12 protein-coding genes are annotated in these 15,057 nt (G+C 71.7%); 6 read left to right on the top strand and 6 right to left on the bottom strand.

Annotation, left to right across the window (positions count from 1 at the left end; translation table 11 throughout):
- Positions 1–90: 90 nt before the first annotated feature.
- From ACNYS0_RS26010 to ACNYS0_RS26025, 4 genes are read right to left on the bottom strand one after another with little or no spacing between them, the layout of a single operon-like run.
- Positions 91–1,251, bottom strand: a complete 1,161-nt coding sequence (locus ACNYS0_RS26010; protein ID WP_422476870.1) for an acyl-CoA dehydrogenase family protein — start codon at positions 1,249–1,251, stop codon at positions 91–93.
- Between the two features lie 7 nt (positions 1,252–1,258).
- Entirely contained in the window at positions 1,259–2,239 is a 981-nt protein-coding gene (locus tag ACNYS0_RS26015; RefSeq protein WP_422476871.1) for a hydroxymethylglutaryl-CoA lyase, read from the bottom strand.
- Positions 2,236–4,179 carry an acetyl/propionyl/methylcrotonyl-CoA carboxylase subunit alpha gene (locus ACNYS0_RS26020; RefSeq protein WP_422476872.1) on the bottom strand — a complete coding sequence of 648 codons (1,944 nt, stop codon included), beginning with the start codon at positions 4,177–4,179 and terminating at the stop codon, positions 2,236–2,238. Before ACNYS0_RS26020 ends, ACNYS0_RS26015 begins: the two co-directional genes overlap by 4 nt.
- A 14-nt stretch (positions 4,180–4,193) precedes the next feature.
- Positions 4,194–5,816 (bottom strand): carboxyl transferase domain-containing protein, encoded by a 1,623-nt coding sequence (locus ACNYS0_RS26025; protein WP_422476873.1) that lies wholly within the window; start codon positions 5,814–5,816, stop codon positions 4,194–4,196.
- Between the two features lie 97 nt (positions 5,817–5,913).
- Between ACNYS0_RS26025 and ACNYS0_RS26030 the strand changes: the two genes are divergently transcribed.
- From ACNYS0_RS26030 to ACNYS0_RS26045, 4 genes are all read left to right on the top strand, one after another.
- On the top strand, positions 5,914–6,507 hold the full coding sequence (locus ACNYS0_RS26030; RefSeq protein WP_422476874.1) for an SACE_7040 family transcriptional regulator: 594 nt from the start codon (positions 5,914–5,916) through the stop codon (positions 6,505–6,507).
- Between the two features lie 129 nt (positions 6,508–6,636).
- Positions 6,637–7,794 carry an acyl-CoA dehydrogenase family protein gene (locus ACNYS0_RS26035; protein ID WP_422476875.1) on the top strand — a complete coding sequence of 386 codons (1,158 nt, stop codon included), beginning with the start codon at positions 6,637–6,639 and terminating at the stop codon, positions 7,792–7,794.
- 60 nt (positions 7,795–7,854) lie between these two features.
- Positions 7,855–8,727 carry an acyl-CoA thioesterase gene (locus ACNYS0_RS26040; RefSeq protein WP_422476876.1) on the top strand — a complete coding sequence of 291 codons (873 nt, stop codon included), beginning with the start codon at positions 7,855–7,857 and terminating at the stop codon, positions 8,725–8,727.
- A gap of 20 nt (positions 8,728–8,747) precedes the next feature.
- Positions 8,748–9,734, top strand: a complete 987-nt coding sequence (locus ACNYS0_RS26045) for a cation diffusion facilitator family transporter (RefSeq protein WP_422476877.1) — start codon at positions 8,748–8,750, stop codon at positions 9,732–9,734.
- A 286-nt stretch (positions 9,735–10,020) separates the two neighbouring features.
- On the opposite strand, the gene ACNYS0_RS26050 is transcribed toward ACNYS0_RS26045, so the two are convergent.
- Together ACNYS0_RS26050 and ACNYS0_RS26055 are read right to left on the bottom strand one after the other, a co-directional pair.
- On the bottom strand, positions 10,021–10,824 hold the full coding sequence (locus ACNYS0_RS26050; protein WP_422476878.1) for a phosphatase: 804 nt from the start codon (positions 10,822–10,824) through the stop codon (positions 10,021–10,023).
- A gap of 69 nt (positions 10,825–10,893) precedes the next feature.
- A complete protein-coding gene (locus ACNYS0_RS26055; protein ID WP_422476879.1) occupies positions 10,894–12,306 on the bottom strand; it encodes a PucR family transcriptional regulator ligand-binding domain-containing protein in 1,413 nt (470 codons plus the stop codon).
- A gap of 213 nt (positions 12,307–12,519) precedes the next feature.
- Here ACNYS0_RS26055 and ACNYS0_RS26060 point away from each other — a divergent pair, with 213 nt between their 5' ends.
- Together ACNYS0_RS26060 and speB are read left to right on the top strand one after the other, a co-directional pair.
- Positions 12,520–13,995, top strand: a complete 1,476-nt coding sequence (locus ACNYS0_RS26060; RefSeq protein ID WP_422476880.1) for a sodium:solute symporter family protein — start codon at positions 12,520–12,522, stop codon at positions 13,993–13,995.
- Positions 13,996–14,041: 46 nt separating this feature from the next.
- Positions 14,042–15,034, top strand: coding sequence for an agmatinase (speB, locus tag ACNYS0_RS26065; protein WP_422407456.1), 993 nt, complete (start codon positions 14,042–14,044; stop codon positions 15,032–15,034).
- Positions 15,035–15,057: the final 23 nt, after the last annotated feature.

A 15,057-nucleotide genomic window follows, 5' to 3' on the forward strand; every position in this document is an offset into this window, starting at 1 on the left:
ACATGGGGCTCTGCCCCATACCCCGCTCCTCAATCGCCGGAGGGGCTTGATTTACCGTGGCTCGAATGTCCGGCCGGTGCCGCGGTGGCGCTAGCTGGTCAGGCCCAGTTCGCGGGCGATGAGCATCCGCTGCACCTCACTCGTGCCCTCGCCGATCTCCAGGATCTTGGAGTCGCGCCACATGCGGGCGACCGGGTACTCGTTCATGAAGCCGTAGCCACCGTGGATCTGCGTGGCCTCCCGCGCGTTGTCCACCGCGACCGTCGACGAGTACAGCTTCGCGAGCGCCGCCTCCTTCTTGAACGGTTCCCCGGAGACGAGCCGGGACGCCGCGTCCCGCCAGGCGAGCCGCGCCGTGTGCGCCTTCATCTCCATGTCGGCGATCTTGAACTGGATCGCCTGGTAGCCGCCGATGCTGCGGCCGAAGGCGTGGCGCTCCTTGGCGTACTTCACCGACTCGTCGACGCAGCCCTGCGCCAGCCCCGTGGCGAGCGCCGAGATCGCCACACGCCCCTCGTCGAGGATCCGCAGGAACTGGGCGAAGCCCCGGCCCTCCGTGCCCAGCAGGTTCGCGGCCGGCACCCGGACGTCGTCGAAGTGCAGCTCACGGGTGTCCGACGCGTTCCACCCCACCTTCGAGTAGGGCGCGGCGACCGTGAACCCCGGTGTGCCGGACGGGACGATGATCGAGGAGATCGCCGGGCGGCCGTCCGCCGTGCGGTCGGTCACCGCCGTCACCGTCACCAGGCCCGTGATGTCCGTGCCGGAGTTGGTGATGAAGCACTTCGTGCCGTTGATGATCCAGTCGCCGGTCTCCTCGTCCCGCACCGCCGTCGTGCGGGTGCCGCCCGCGTCCGAGCCCGCCTCGGGTTCCGTCAGCCCGAACGCGCCGAGGACCTCGCCCGCGCACAGCTTCGGCAGCCACTCCCGCTTCTGCTCCTCCGTACCGAAGAGGTGGAGCGGCATGGCGCCGAGCGAGACCCCGGCCTCCAGGGTGATCGCGACCGAGGAGTCGACGCGGGCCAGCTCCTCCAGGGCGATGCCGAGCGCCAGATAGTCGCCGCCCATGCCGCCGTACTCCTCGGGGAACGGCAGCCCGAACAGGCCCATGCGGCCCATCTCGCGGACGATCTCGTAGGGGAACTCGTGCCGCTCGTAGAAGTCGCCGATCTTCGGGGCGACGACCTCGTGCGCGAACTCCTCGACGGTGCGCCGGAGTTCCTCGTGCTCGGGGGAGAGGTGGTGATCCATGACTGCCTCACTGCTCCTGGCCGGGATCGGCATGGGTATCGGCGTCGGCCTCGGGTGCGAGGGCGCGAACGGTGCGGGACGGGCTGGGTCGGCCCAGGTGTCCGGCCATCCACCTGCTGGTGTCGGTGAGAAGGCCGAGGTCGACCCCGGTCTCGATGCCGAGTCCGCGCAGCATCCAGACGAGGTCCTCGGTGGCGAGATTGCCGGTGGCGCTCTTCGCGTACGGGCAGCCGCCGAGGCCGCCCGCGGAGGCGTCCACCGTCGTCACGCCGTGCTGGAGCGCCGCCAGGGTGTTGGAGAGTGCCTGGCCGTACGTGTCGTGGAAGTGCACGCCGATCGTGTTCGTCGGCACGCCCTCCTCGTTCAGCTCCGACAGGAGGGTCTGTACGTGGCCCGGCGTGGCCACGCCGATGGTGTCGCCGAGGCTCAGCTCGTCGCAGCCCATGTCCATCAGCGACTTGGCGACGGAGACGACCTGATGGACCGGGACCGGGCCCTCCCACGGGTCGCCGAAGCACATGGAGAGGTAGCCGCGAACGTGCGCCCGCGACTCCTTGGCCCGCGCCACGACCGGCTCGAAGACGGCCAGGGACTCCGCAACCGTCCGGTTCAGGTTCGCCTTGGCGAAGGACTCCGTGGCGCTGGCGAACACGGCGACGCGCTGCGCGCCGAGGGCCAGGGCGCGGTCCAGGCCGCGCCCGTTCGGTACGAGGACGGGGAGGTGGACGCCTTCGATGTCCTGGAGCCGCGGGAACAGGTCCTCCGCGTCCGCCAGTTGGGGCACCCACTTGGGGTGCACGAAGCTCGTGGCCTCGATGGTGGTGAGGCCGGCGGCGGCCAGGCGGTGGACGAACTCCGCCTTCACCTCCGTGGGGACGGCCCGCTTCTCGTTCTGCAAACCGTCCCGGGCGCCCACCTCGTGGATCCGGACGCGGGCCGGGAGGTCCTGGGCGGGGACGACCATGGGGAGCGGCGGTGTGGGGGTCATCGCGCGGCCTCCCCGCCGTCGTCCGTCTCCTCGGGGGCGACGACCGCGAGGATCTGGTCCATCGCCACCGTCGTCCCCGGTGACACGTCCAGCTCGCTCACCGTGCCCGCGTGCGGGGACGTGATCACGTGTTCCATCTTCATCGCCTCCACCACCAACAGGCTCTGGCCCGCGGTCACCTGGTCGCCCACGGCCACCTTCACCACGGTCACCGTGCCGGGCATCGGCGCCGTCAGGGAGCCCGCGCCGCCGGCCCCCGCCCCCGTGAGGTTCGCCGCCACCGGGTCGTGGTCCCGCACCTGCCAGGCGTCGCCCTCGCGCGCCAGCCAGTCGCCCGCGGTCGCGGTGGGGCGGGCGGGTGTGGCCGGCACGCCGTCGACCAGGACCTCGGTGCCGCGCACCCGGACCTCGACCGGGTCGTGGCCCGCGGCCTTCAAGGGGTGCACGGTCCACGCCGGTTCGCCGCCGAGCCGCCAGCCGGTGGGCCGGGAGAACGGGTCCGTCCAGCCCTCGGTGACGGCCGGGGCGAGGCGCTCCTGGCGCAGCACGCCCGCCGCCGCGTACACCTCCGGCGGGACCTCCGCGTCGACCAGCTCGTCCGTCGCGCGCTCCACGAGTCCGGTGTCCAACTCGCCCGCCACGACGTCGGGGTGGGCGAGCAGGCGCCGCAGGTACCCGGCGTTCGTCGGCACGCCGAGCGTCACCGTGCGGGCGAGGGCCGCGCGCAGCCTGCGCAGCGCCGTGTCCCGGTCGGGGCCGTACGCGATGATCTTCGCGAGCATCGGGTCGTAGAGGCTGGAGACCTCCGTGCCCTCGGTGAGCCCGGAGTCGACCCGGACGCCCTCGCCCTCGGGCTCGCTCAGGGCAAGGACCGTGCCCCCGGAGGGGAGGAAACCGCGCGTGCCCTCTTTAATGGACACAGTCTCGGCGCAGAGGCGGGCCTCCACCGCGTGCCCGGTGAACGTGATGTCGTCCTGGGCGAACGGGAGTTGTTCGCCCGCCGCCACCCGGACCTGCCACTCCACCAGGTCGACGCCCGTGACGAGCTCCGTCACCGGGTGCTCGACCTGGAGGCGCGTGTTCATCTCCATGAAGCAGTACGCGGCCGGGTCCTCGCCCGGCACGATGAACTCCACCGTGCCCGCGCCCCGGTAGCCGCAGGAGCGCGCCGCCTCCACGGCCGCCGCGCCCATCGCCGCGCGCGTGGCCTCGTCGAGGAGGACGGAGGGCGCCTCCTCGACGATCTTCTGGTGACGGCGCTGGAGGGAGCACTCGCGCTCGCCGAGGTGCACCACGTTCCCGTGCCCGTCCGCCAGGACCTGGATCTCGATGTGGCGGGGGCGGTCGATCCAGCGCTCCACGAGGAGCGTGTCGTCGCCGAAGGAGGCGCGCGCCTCGCGCCGGGCCGCCGCGATCTCCTCCTCCAGGACGGTCAGGTCGCGGACGAGGCGCATGCCCTTGCCGCCGCCGCCCGCGCTCGGCTTCAGGAGGACGGGTGCGCCCAACGTGCGGGCCGCCTCGGCCAGTTCCGGGTCACGGCCGCCGGGCACCACCGGGACCCCGGCCGCGCTCACCGTCTCCTTGGCGCGGATCTTGTCGCCCATCAGGGCGATCGCCTCCGCGGGCGGGCCGATGAAGACCAGGCCCGCCTCCTCGCAGGCGCGCGCGAACGCGGCGTTCTCCGCGAGGAATCCGTAGCCCGGGTGCACCGCCTGTGCGCCGGTCGCCGCCGCGGCCTCGATCAGCCGCTCGGCCACCAAGTAGCTCTCGGTGGCCGCGGGCGGGCCGATCCGTACCGCCTCGTCCGCCTCGCGCACATGCCGCGCGTCCGCGTCGGCGTCGCTGTACACCGCCACCGAGCGGATGCCGAGCGCCCGCAGCGTACGGATGACGCGCACCGCGATCTCGCCGCGGTTGGCCACAAGTACCGTCTCGAACACGTCTGGTCCGCCCCTCACATCCGGAAGACGCCGAAGCCGGCGGACTTCTCCGGCAGCGGCGCGTTGGCACACGCGGTCAGGGCCAGGCCGAGGACCTGGCGGGTCTCCATCGGGTCGATCACGCCGTCGTCCCACAGCCGGGCCGTCGCGTAGTAGGCGTTCCCCTGCGCGTCGTACTGGGCGCGGATCGGGGCCTTGAAGGCGTCCTCCTCCTCGGCCGCCCACTCCTCGCCGCGCGCCTCCAACTGGTCGCGCTTGACGGTCGCGAGCACCGAGGCGGCCTGCTCGCCGCCCATCACGGAGATCTTCGCGCCGGGCCACATCCACAGGAAGCGGGGGCTGTAGGCCCGGCCGCACATCGAGTAGTTGCCCGCGCCGTAACTGCCGCCGATGACCACGGTCAGCTTCGGCACGCGTGTGCAGGCCACCGCCGTGACCATCTTGGCGCCGTGCTTGGCGATGCCGCCCGCCTCGTAGTCCTTGCCGACCATGAAGCCCGAGATGTTCTGGAGGAAGAGCAGCGGGATGCCGCGCTGGTCGCACAGCTCGATGAAGTGGGCGCCCTTCTGGGCGGATTCGGAGAACAGGATGCCGTTGTTCGCGACGATGCCGACCGGGTGGCCGTGGATCCGCGTGAAGCCGGTGACCAGCGTCTGCCCGTACTCGGCCTTGAACTCGGCGAACCGCGAACCGTCCACCACGCGCGCGATGACCTCCCGCACGTCGTACGGAGTGCGCGAGTCCACCGGCACCGCGCCGTAGAGCCCCGCCGGGTCCACCTTCGGCTCGATGGCCGCCTTCACCGCCCACGGCAGCGGGCCGCGCTCCGGCAGCGTCGAGACGATGGTCCGCACGATCCGCAGCGCGTGTGCGTCGTCCTCCGCCAGGTGGTCCGTCACACCGGACACCCGCGAGTGGACCTCGCCGCCGCCCAGCTCCTCGGCCGTCACCACCTCGCCCGTGGCCGCCTTCACCAGGGGAGGGCCGCCGAGGAAGATCGTGCCCTGGTTGCGGACGATCACCGCCTCGTCGCTCATCGCCGGGACGTACGCCCCGCCCGCCGTGCACGAGCCGAGGACCGCCGCGATCTGCGGGATGCCCGCGCCCGACATCCGCGCCTGGTTGTAGAAGATCCGCCCGAAGTGCTCGCGGTCCGGGAACACGTCGTCCTGCATCGGCAGGAACGCACCGCCCGAGTCCACCAGATAGACGCACGGCAGCCGGTTCTCCAGGGCCACCTCCTGCGCGCGCAGATGCTTCTTCACCGTCATCGGGTAGTACGTGCCGCCCTTGACCGTCGCGTCATTGGCGACGATCACGCACTCGCGGCCGCTCACCCGGCCGATCCCGGCGATCACACCCGCGGCCGGCGCCTGCCCCTCGTACATCCCGTCCGCCGCCAGCGGCGCCAGCTCCAGGAACGGGGAGCCGGGGTCGAGCAGTGCGTCCACCCGGTCGCGCGGCAGCAGCTTGCCGCGCGCGGTGTGCCGCGCCCGCGCCTTCTCGCCGCCGCCGAGCCGGGCCGCGGCGAGCTTCGCGCGCAGCTCCTCGCCGAGCGCCCGGTGCGCCGCCTCATTGGCCCGCCAGGCCTCCGACGCGGGCTCCGCCGCACTCGTCAGCTCCGGTGCCTCCTGCATGGCCTCGAGCCCCCTTGCCCGTACCCGGAAAGTTAATGAGCGTTAACCCGTTTCCGTCAGGTTAACGCTCGCTAACGTCCCTGTCTAGAATTGCCTCATGGCCACAAGAACCGACGCCCCCACCCGCCGCGAGCAGATCCTCAGGGAGGCCGCGCGGCTCTTCGCCGAGCGCGGGTTCCACGGCGTGGGCGTGGACGAGATAGGCGCGGCGGTCGGCATCAGCGGCCCCGGCCTGTACCGGCACTTCGCCGGCAAGGACGCGATGCTCGCCGAGCTGCTCGTCGGGATCAGCGGACAGCTGCTGACCGGTGGCAAGCGCCGGGTCGCCGAGGCGGAGCACGGGCCCGAGGCGCTGCTCGACTCGCTCATCGAGGGGCACATCGACTTCGCGCTGGACGACCGCGACCTGATCACGCTGCACGACCGGGAGCTCGACCGGCTGCGCGACAGCGACCGCAAGCTGGTGCGGCAGTTGCAGCGCCAGTACGTGGAGCTGTGGGTGGACGCGGTGCGCAAGGTCTACCCCGAGCTGCTGGAGGCGCACGCGCGCGTGGCCGTGCACGCGGTCTTCGGGCTGCTGAACTCGACCCCGCACCTGAGCCGCCCGAGCTCGCTGCCGAGCCGGACCGCGACGGCGGGGATGCTGCACAAGCTGGCGCGTGGCGCGTTCGCCGCGGCTGCCGCAGAGTGAGGTCGGCGGCCGGCGCGGAGTGACCTGTATCTCTGGACGCTCCTTGCGACTCGCGGGTAACCTGCCTCTGAGCAAGCGCTTAGTCGCTTGGTTGTCGTCCGCACACTCGTCGTAGAGGGAGAGTTCTCCGTGCGCCGTACCGTTTTTGATGAGGACCACGAGGCGTTCCGGGAGACCCTGCGCGCCTTCATCGAGGCCGAGGTCGTCCCCCACTACGACGAGTGGTTCCAGCAGGGCATCGTGCCGCGCGAGCTCTACTCGAAGATGGCCGACCTGGGCCTGTTCGGCATCAACGTGCCGGAGGAGTTCGGCGGCGCCGGGCTCGACACCCACAAGTTCGAGGCCATCCAGTACGAGGAGACCGCCCGCGCGGGCGTGTCCTTCGGCGGCTCCGGCGTGCACGTGCTGCTCGCCCTGCCGTACATCAAGCTGCTCGCCACCGACGAGCAGAAGAAGCGCTACCTGGAGAAGTTCGTCACCGGCGAGGAGATGTGGGCCCTCGCGATGACCGAGCCGGGCACCGGCTCCGACCTGGCCGGCATGAAGACCACGGCCAAGCTCTCCGACGACGGCACGCACTACGTGCTCAACGGCTCGAAGACGTTCATCACCGGCGGCGTGCACGCCGACCGCGTCATCGTCTGCGCCCGCACCGCCGCGCCGACCGCCGAGGACCGCCGCCACGGCATCTCCCTGTTCGCCGTCGACACGAAGTCCGAGGGCTACTCGATCGGGCGCAAGCTCGACAAGCTCGGCCTCAAGACCTCCGACACCGCCGAGCTGGCGTTCGTCGACGTGAAGGTCCCCGTCGAGGACCTCCTCGGCGAGGAGAACAAGGGCTTCTACTACCTCGGCAAGAACCTCCCCTCGGAGCGCTGGGGCATCGCCTACGGCGCGTACGCGCAGGCCAAGGCCGCCGTGCGGTTCGCCCAGGAGTACGTCCAGGACCGCACCGTCTTCGGCAAGACCGTGGCGTCGTTCCAGAACACCAAGTTCGAGCTGGCCGCCTGTCAGGCCGAGGTGGACGCCGCCGAGGCCGTCGCCGACCGCGCCCTGGAGGCCCTCGACGCCGGTGAGCTGAGCGCCGCCGAGGCCGCGTCCGCGAAGCTGTTCTGCACCGAGGTCGCGCACCGCGTCATCGACCGCTGCCTCCAGCTGCACGGCGGCTACGGGTTCATGAACGAGTACCCGATCGCCCGCCTGTACGCGGACAACCGCGTGAACCGCATCTACGGCGGCACCAGCGAGATCATGAAGTCGATCATCGCGAAGAACATGGGGCTGTAACCGACTCCGTGACCGGTGCCGGTAACCGGCCCGGAATCTTTGCTCGGTACAACTGATCCCATGCACAAGGCACTCGAATCCCTCCTCGATCTGCTCGACCTCGAGCAGATCGAGGAGGACATCTTCCGCGGCCAGTCGCGGTCCTCCGTGGTCCCGCGCGTCTTCGGCGGGCAGGTGGCGGCCCAGGCGCTGGTCGCGGCCGGACGCACCGTCCCGGCCGACCGGCACGCTCACTCCCTGCACGCGTACTTCCTGGTCGCGGGGGACCCGGGCGCGCCCATCGTCTACACCGTCGACCGGATCCGCGACGGCCGCTCCTTCACGACGCGGCGCGTCGTCGCCGTCCAGCACGGGCAGCCGATCTTCCACCTCTCCGCGTCCTTCCAGACGTACGAGGAGGGGCTCGACCACCAGGCCGACATGCCGCCCGCGCCCGACCCGGAGTCGCTGCCGACCGCGGAGGAGATGCTGCCGCGGTACGCAGGCGACGTGCTCAAGCCCGAGGTCGTCCAGCGCCTCCTGGAGGCCCGTGAGGCCGTCGACCTGCGGTACGTGGACGCGCCGCCGTTCGCCTTCGTCGGCGACCCCCAGCCGCCGCGCTCGCAGGTCTGGTTCCGGGCGCGCGGCAAGCTCGCGGACGACCCGCTGCTGCACGTCTGCCTCGCCACGTACGTCTCCGACATGACGCTCCTCGACTCGGTGCTGCTCGCCCACGGGCGCGGCGGCTGGGCCGTCGGTGACGTCGTGGGCGCCTCCCTCGACCACGCGATGTGGTTCCACCGGCCGTTCCGGGCCGACGAATGGCTCCTGTACGACCAGGAGTCGCCCTCCACCTCCGGTGGGCGCGGGCTCGGGCAGGCGCGGATCTACACGCAGGACGGGCGGCTCGCGATCACCGTCATCCAGGAGGGCGTCGTTCGCGTTCCGCGCTGATCGGACATAACGTCCCGTACATGGATGTACGGGCGGACGAGGGTGCGGGCGGCACGGAAGAAGCGGGCGGGGAGAGCGTCTTCACGGTGCTCGTCGCCGCGGCGGCCAACCTGGGCATCGCCCTCGCGAAGGCCGTCGCCGGCGTCATCAGCGGGTCCAGCGCGATGCTCTCCGAGGCCGCGCACTCGTTCGCCGACACCGTCACCGAGCTGCTGCTGCTCACTTCTCTGAAGCGCAGCGACAAGCCCGCCGACGAGGAGCATCCGCTCGGCTACGGGGGCGAGCGGTACGTGTGGGCGCTGCTCGCGGCCGTCGCCACGTTCGTCGGTGGCGCGGTCTTCTCCCTGTACGACGGGATCCACACGCTCGTCGCGGGCGAGGAGCTGGGCAACCCCGTCGTGTCGTACGTGGTGCTGGGTGTCGCCTTCGTGCTGGAGGGGTTCTCGCTGCGGACCGCCGTGAAGCAGGCGCGGGGCGAGGCGGCCAGGGTGCGGGTGCCCTTCGGTACGTATCTGCGGCACACGCCCGACACGGCGGTGAAGGCGGTCGTCCTGGAGGACAGCGCGGCCCTCGCCGGTCTGCTGCTCGCGGGCGGTGGGCTGCTCGGCTCGCAGCTCACCGGGTCGGCGGTGTGGGACGGGGTGGCGTCCCTGTGCATCGGGTTGCTGCTGCTGTGGGTGGCGTGGGTGCTGGGGCGGTCCAACGCGGAGCTGTTGGTGGGGCGGCCGTTGCCGAAGCCCTTCCGGGACGAGATCCGGGAGATCGTGCTCGGGGTCGCGCATGTCGAGGCCGTGCTTGAGCTGACCACACTGGTGCAGGGGCCGCGGGAGGCGCTCGTCGCGGCGAAGGTCGATTTTCGGGATGCGTCCACTGCTGCGCAGATCGAGTGGGCGTGCGAGGACGCCTCGCGGCGGATTCGGGAGCGGTTTCCCGCGGTGCGACGCGTCTTCCTCGACCCGACCCCGGGGTTCGCGGCGCGCCGCACGGAGGGTCTCAATCCGTGGTGATGCCCTTCGGCGGGGGTGAGTCATTCTCCCCTGCGGGGGTGAGCCATCCCCCCTGCGGTGATCGAGCGAATCAAGCCCCTGCGGCGATTGAGCAGCGGGGTATGGGGCGGCGCCCCATGTCTTTTGAGGCGGCGCCGTGGTTGACGCCTCGGGGCTCTGCCCCGGACCCCGCTGCTCAATCGCCGCAGGGGCTTGAAATGCTCAACCGGCGCAAGGGGGTTGAAATGCTCAACCGGCGCAAAGGGCTTGAAATGCTCGGCCGGCGCCGGGGTCAGGAAAGAGGGCCCTACTGGTTGAGGCCCGCCGCGGCAAGGAGGTACGCCGTCATCGGGTCGTAGTGCCGCGGGCTCGTCACGTGGTCGTCCAAGGGGACCGTCACCTGCATCGTGCCCTCGGACTCGCCCACGAAGAGGGCCGGGTCGTTGCAGTCCGCGTAACCGACGGAGTCCAGGCCGCGCTGCGCCGCGCAGCCCGCCCAGCCGTGGTCGGCGACGACCAGGTCCGGCAGCGCGCGGCCCTCCCGGGCGAGGCCGTCGAGGATCGCGGCCATGGGGTCGGGGGAGTGCGTGTGCCACAGCGTCGCGCCGCGCTCCAGCATCGCCACGTCCGCGAACTGGAAGACCATGCCCTCGTCGGTGGCGAGGCCCTCGGGGATCACCATGATCTCGCAGCCGGCCGCGCGCAGGGCCGTCGCCGTCGCGCGGTGGACGTCGAGGAGCCCGCCGGGGTGGCCCGTGGCGAACAGGACGAGCTGGCGGTCCTCCGCGGCCTTGCGCAGACGCGTCGCCGCGCGGTCCAGGGCGGCGACCGTCAGCTCCGGGTCGATGGTGTCCTGGCCCGAGCGGTGGTCGGGGTCGGACACGACGCCGCAGCGTTCGGCCATGACGGCGAGCACGTCGCGCTCGTCGGTCCAGCGGTCGCCGAGTTCCAGGCCCAGCCAGTAGTGGCGGTCGCCGTTCGCGAGCCTTCGGTAGTGCGAGAGGTTGTTCTCGCGGGGCGTCGCCACGTCGCCCGCGATGCGCGTGCGGACGAGGTGCTTGATCAGGGCGGCACGGGTCGGGACGTCGCTGGGCAATCCGGGTATCGGCATGAGCCCATTGTGCAGGGGGCCGCGGGGCGGCGGTGATCGGTACCGGGGAGTGGAACGTCGGTCACACCGTCACCGCGTCCGGCGCAGCGCGAACCAGAGCTCCATGCGGGTGTCCGGGTCGTCGAGGTCCGTGTCCAGGAGCGTGGCGCAGCGGGCGATGCGCTGGCGGACCGTGTTGCGGTGGATGGCCAGGGCCAGGGCCGTGCTCTCCCAACTGCCGTGCAGGGAGAGCCAGGTGCGCAGGGTCTCCATGAGGGCCGGCTTGTCGGCCAGCGCGGTCAGCGTCGGCGCGGGGGTGCCGTCCGGGCGGTGGTGGGCCAGCGGGCTGCGGGTCGCCCGTGCGCGGGTCAGGGCGTGGGCCGCCTGCGCGTCGGCGAGCGGCAGGTCCCGGGGGAGCGCCGGGGCGCTGACGCCGAGCACATGGCCCGTGTGCGCCGTGACGTCCTGGTCGGACGGGATCAGGGCGCGGGTGAGCGGATCGTCGGGGGAAGCGGCGGTGGTGGTCAGCGGCGTCGCCAGGTCCGGGGCCGGGCGGGGCGACAGCGGGCGGGCGTGGATCACGCGCCACATGGTGTCCGCGCCAAGCAGCTCCGTCGCCGCCTCCGCGCGGTCCGCTCCGAGGAGGAGGTCCACCAGGGTCGCCGCACGGCGCGTGTCCCCCGTCGAGCGGTGCTCGCCCGTGAGGAGCGAGAGCAGGACCACCGCCGCCCCCGCGATCGTGTGGTCGCCCGGCGAGCGGACCTGCGTCGCGAGGCCGAGCGCGCCGCCCGTGCTCAGCGCGTACGCCGACAGGTGCGTGCCGCCCACCGTGTCCGCCGCCGACGACGGGGTGGGGAAGAGGTGCGTGGCGTGCGGGCGGACCACCGCCGTCAGCTCGGCGAGCGCCTCGCTCACGGCGCGCGGCGGGCGCGTCCCCGCGTGGTGCGGCTCGTCGCCCTCCGGAGTGACGGCCACCGCGAACCCGCCCGTGCGCTGGGCGAGTTGGCGAAGGACGGAGGGCAGCGGATCGGGTCGCGCCGCCGCCGAGGCCAGCGCCTGCTGAGCCTCCGTGACCCGGCGCAGCTCCGCGTTCCTGGCCTGCGCCATCAGCTCCCACACGGCCCGCGCGATGCCGCTGAACGTGGTCCGCGGCGGGACCTCGACGAGCGGGATCCCGCGCCGCTCGCAGGCCGTGACCAGCTCCGGCGGCACCGTGTCGAAGACCGGCGTCACACCGAAGCCGAGCGCCACCGCGCCGCCCCGCGCGACCCGCTCCGCGTACTCCTCGAAGTAGCCGTCGACGGGCGCGGCGGGCGCGTGCACGCCCGCCGTCAGGAGCAGCTCGCCGCCCAGCAGGTACGGCTCCGGGTCCGTCAGCTCCGACGTGTGCGCCCCGTGCACCAGGACGCCCGCCGCCGCGGGCCCCGCGATCTGGCGAAGGCCCAGGTCGGCGCGGGCGAGCACCGCGGCGAGCGGAACGCCCTGTGTGGGGGGTGCGGTCACGGTCACCTGTGGACGATTCCTCTGCTCTGATTGCGATCGGTGGATGGAACGTACACTTCAGCGCTGCTTTTCGGCCACCTAGATTTCTTCCGACCGGTGGGTGCGGGTACGGGCGGATGTCCCCGACACCCCCAGGGGCCCAGCAGGGGCTCCGCAGCCGGACACACTCCCTTGCACGACACGCCACCGAGGTGGACGAAGGAGGACAGCCCTATGGCCGTCGACTACATCGTGATCGTCGTCTACCTGGCAGGCATGCTGGCGATGGGCTGGTGGGGCATGCGCCGCGCCAAGTCCAAGAGCGACTTCCTGGTCGCGGGCCGGCGCCTCGGCCCCGCCATGTACTCCGGGACCATGGCGGCCGTCGTGCTCGGCGGCGCCTCCACCATCGGCGGCGTCGGCCTCGGCTACCAGTACGGTCTGTCGGGCGCCTGGATGGTGTTCACCATCGGCCTCGGCATCCTCGCCCTGTCGCTCTTCTTCTCGGCGCGCATCGCCCGTCTGAAGGTCTACACGGTCTCCGAGATGCTCGACCTGCGCTACGGCGGCGGCCGCGCCGGGATGATTTCCGGCATCGTGATGTGGGCCTACACGCTGATGCTTGTCGTCACGTCCACCATCGCGTACGCGACGATCTTCGACGTGCTCTTCGACGTGCCGCGCACCCTCGCGATCGTCGTCGGCGGCACCATCGTCGTCGCCTACTCGACGCTCGGCGGCATGTGGTCGATCACCATCACCGACATGGTCCAGTTCGTCGTGAAGACCATCGGCGTGCTGATCATCCTGCTGCCCGTCGCGGTCATCAAGGCCGGTGGCTTCAGCGAGATGAAGGCCCAGCTCCCCACCTCGTACTTCGACCCGCTGGGCATCGGCGGCGAGACGATCTTCACCTACGTGCTGATCTACACGTTCGGCATGCTCATCGGCCAGGACATCTGGCAGCGCGTCTTCACGGCCCGCAACGACAAGGTGGCCCGCTGGGGCGGCACCGTCTCCGGCGTCTACTGCCTGCTCTACGCGATCGGCGGCGCCGTCATCGGCACCGCGGCCAAGGTCCTCTACCCGAAGGGGCTCGGCCAGGCCGACGAGGCGTTCGCGCAGATCGTCAAGGACGAGCTGCCCGTCGGCGTCCGCGGGCTCGTGCTCGCCGCCGCCCTCGCGGCCGTCATGTCGACGTCCTCCGGCGCGCTCATCGCCTGCGCCACCGTCGCCAACAACGACATCTGGAAGCGGCTGCGCGGAGTGAAGGCGGAGGCGTCCGTGGAGGACGAGCACGACGAGGTGAAGGGCAACCGGATGTTCATCCTGGGCCTCGGCATCGTCGCGATCGTCATCTCGATCCTCCTCAACAACGTCGTCGAGGCGCTGACCGTCGCCTACAACCTGCTCGTCGGCGGGCTGCTCGTGCCCATCCTCGGCGGGCTGCTCTGGAAGCGCGGCAACGTCAGCGGCGCCCTCGCCTCCGTCACCGTCGGCGGCCTCACCGTCATCGGCGGGATGTGGCACTACGGCATCCTCGCCAACGAGCCCGTGTACTACGGCCTGGTCGCGTCACTCGTCGTCTACGTGATCGTGTCCCTGGCCACCCGGCCCACCGACGCCGCCGTCCTCGCCAACTGGCGCGAGCGGCTCGCCGGGCGCGGCGCCGAGGAGCCCGAGCCGGCTCCCGCCGCCGCGGCGCAGTAAGCAGCAGCACCGCAGTAACCCTCGTAGGAAAGAAGGCATGCGCGCAATGAACAGCAACGAGACGCCCCGCGTTCCCAACGGCCCCACGGGCGCCGTCGGACCGGTCGACTCCTCCCGGGTCCCGCGCTACGCGGGTCCGGCGACGTTCGCCCGCCTGCCCCGGCTCGACGAGGTGGACGCCGCCGACGTGGCGGTCGTCGGCGTCCCCTTCGACACCGGAGTCTCCTACCGGCCCGGCGCCCGCTTCGGCGGCAACGCGATCCGCGAGGCCTCCCGCCTCCTGCGCCCCTACAACCCGGCGCAGGACGCATCCCCGTTCTCGCTCGCCCAGGTCGCGGACGCCGGTGACATCGCGGCCAACCCGTTCAACATCAACGAGGCCGTCGACACCATCGAGGCCGCGGCCGACGACCTGCTCGGCTCCGGCGCCCGCATGATGACGCTCGGCGGCGACCACACCATCGCGCTGCCTCTTCTCAGGAGCGTCGCCAAGAAGCACGGCCCGGTCGCGCTGCTGCACTTCGACGCGCACCTCGACACCTGGGACACGTACTTCGGCGCCGAGTACACGCACGGCACGCCGTTCCGCCGCGCCGTCGAGGAGGGCATCCTCGATACGTCGGCGTTGTCCCACGTGGGTACGCGCGGCCCGCTCTACGGCCGCTCCGACCTCACCGAGGACGAGAAGCTCGGCTTCGGCATCGTCACCTCCGCCGACGTCTACCGGCGCGGCGCCGACGAGGTCGCCGACCAGCTCCGCCAGCGGATCGGCGACCGCCCGCTGTACATCTCCATCGACATCGACTGCCTCGACCCGGCCCACGCGCCCGGCACCGGCACTCCGGAGGCGGGCGGCATGACCTCGCGCGAGCTCCTGGAGATCCTCCGCGGCCTTTCTTCGTGCAACCTGGTGTCAGCGGACGTCGTCGAGGTGGCGCCCGCGTACGACCACGCGGAGATCACGTCCGTCGCCGCCTCGCACACCGCGTACGAGCTGACGACGATCATGTCCCGCCAGATCGCCGACGCGCGCGCCTGACGGGCGGCGCCTGAAGGAGACGG

It is taken from the genome of Streptomyces anthophorae (genome assembly GCF_049310305.1).
Taxonomy (GTDB): domain Bacteria; phylum Actinomycetota; class Actinomycetes; order Streptomycetales; family Streptomycetaceae; genus Streptomyces.

Coding starts and splice junctions, on each gene's coding strand:
- ACNYS0_RS26010 (WP_422476870.1), bottom strand. CDS start 1,251: ATGGATCACCACCTCTCCCCCGAGCACGAGGAACTCCGGCGCACCGTC.
- ACNYS0_RS26015 (WP_422476871.1), bottom strand. CDS start 2,239: ATGACCCCCACACCGCCGCTCCCCATGGTCGTCCCCGCCCAGGACCTC.
- ACNYS0_RS26025 (WP_422476873.1), bottom strand. CDS start 5,816: ATGCAGGAGGCACCGGAGCTGACGAGTGCGGCGGAGCCCGCGTCGGAG.
- ACNYS0_RS26030 (WP_422476874.1), top strand. CDS start 5,914: ATGGCCACAAGAACCGACGCCCCCACCCGCCGCGAGCAGATCCTCAGG.
- ACNYS0_RS26040 (WP_422476876.1), top strand. CDS start 7,855: ATGCACAAGGCACTCGAATCCCTCCTCGATCTGCTCGACCTCGAGCAG.
- ACNYS0_RS26045 (WP_422476877.1), top strand. CDS start 8,748: ATGGATGTACGGGCGGACGAGGGTGCGGGCGGCACGGAAGAAGCGGGC.
- ACNYS0_RS26050 (WP_422476878.1), bottom strand. CDS start 10,824: ATGCCGATACCCGGATTGCCCAGCGACGTCCCGACCCGTGCCGCCCTG.
- ACNYS0_RS26060 (WP_422476880.1), top strand. CDS start 12,520: ATGGCCGTCGACTACATCGTGATCGTCGTCTACCTGGCAGGCATGCTG.
- speB (WP_422407456.1), top strand. CDS start 14,042: ATGAACAGCAACGAGACGCCCCGCGTTCCCAACGGCCCCACGGGCGCC.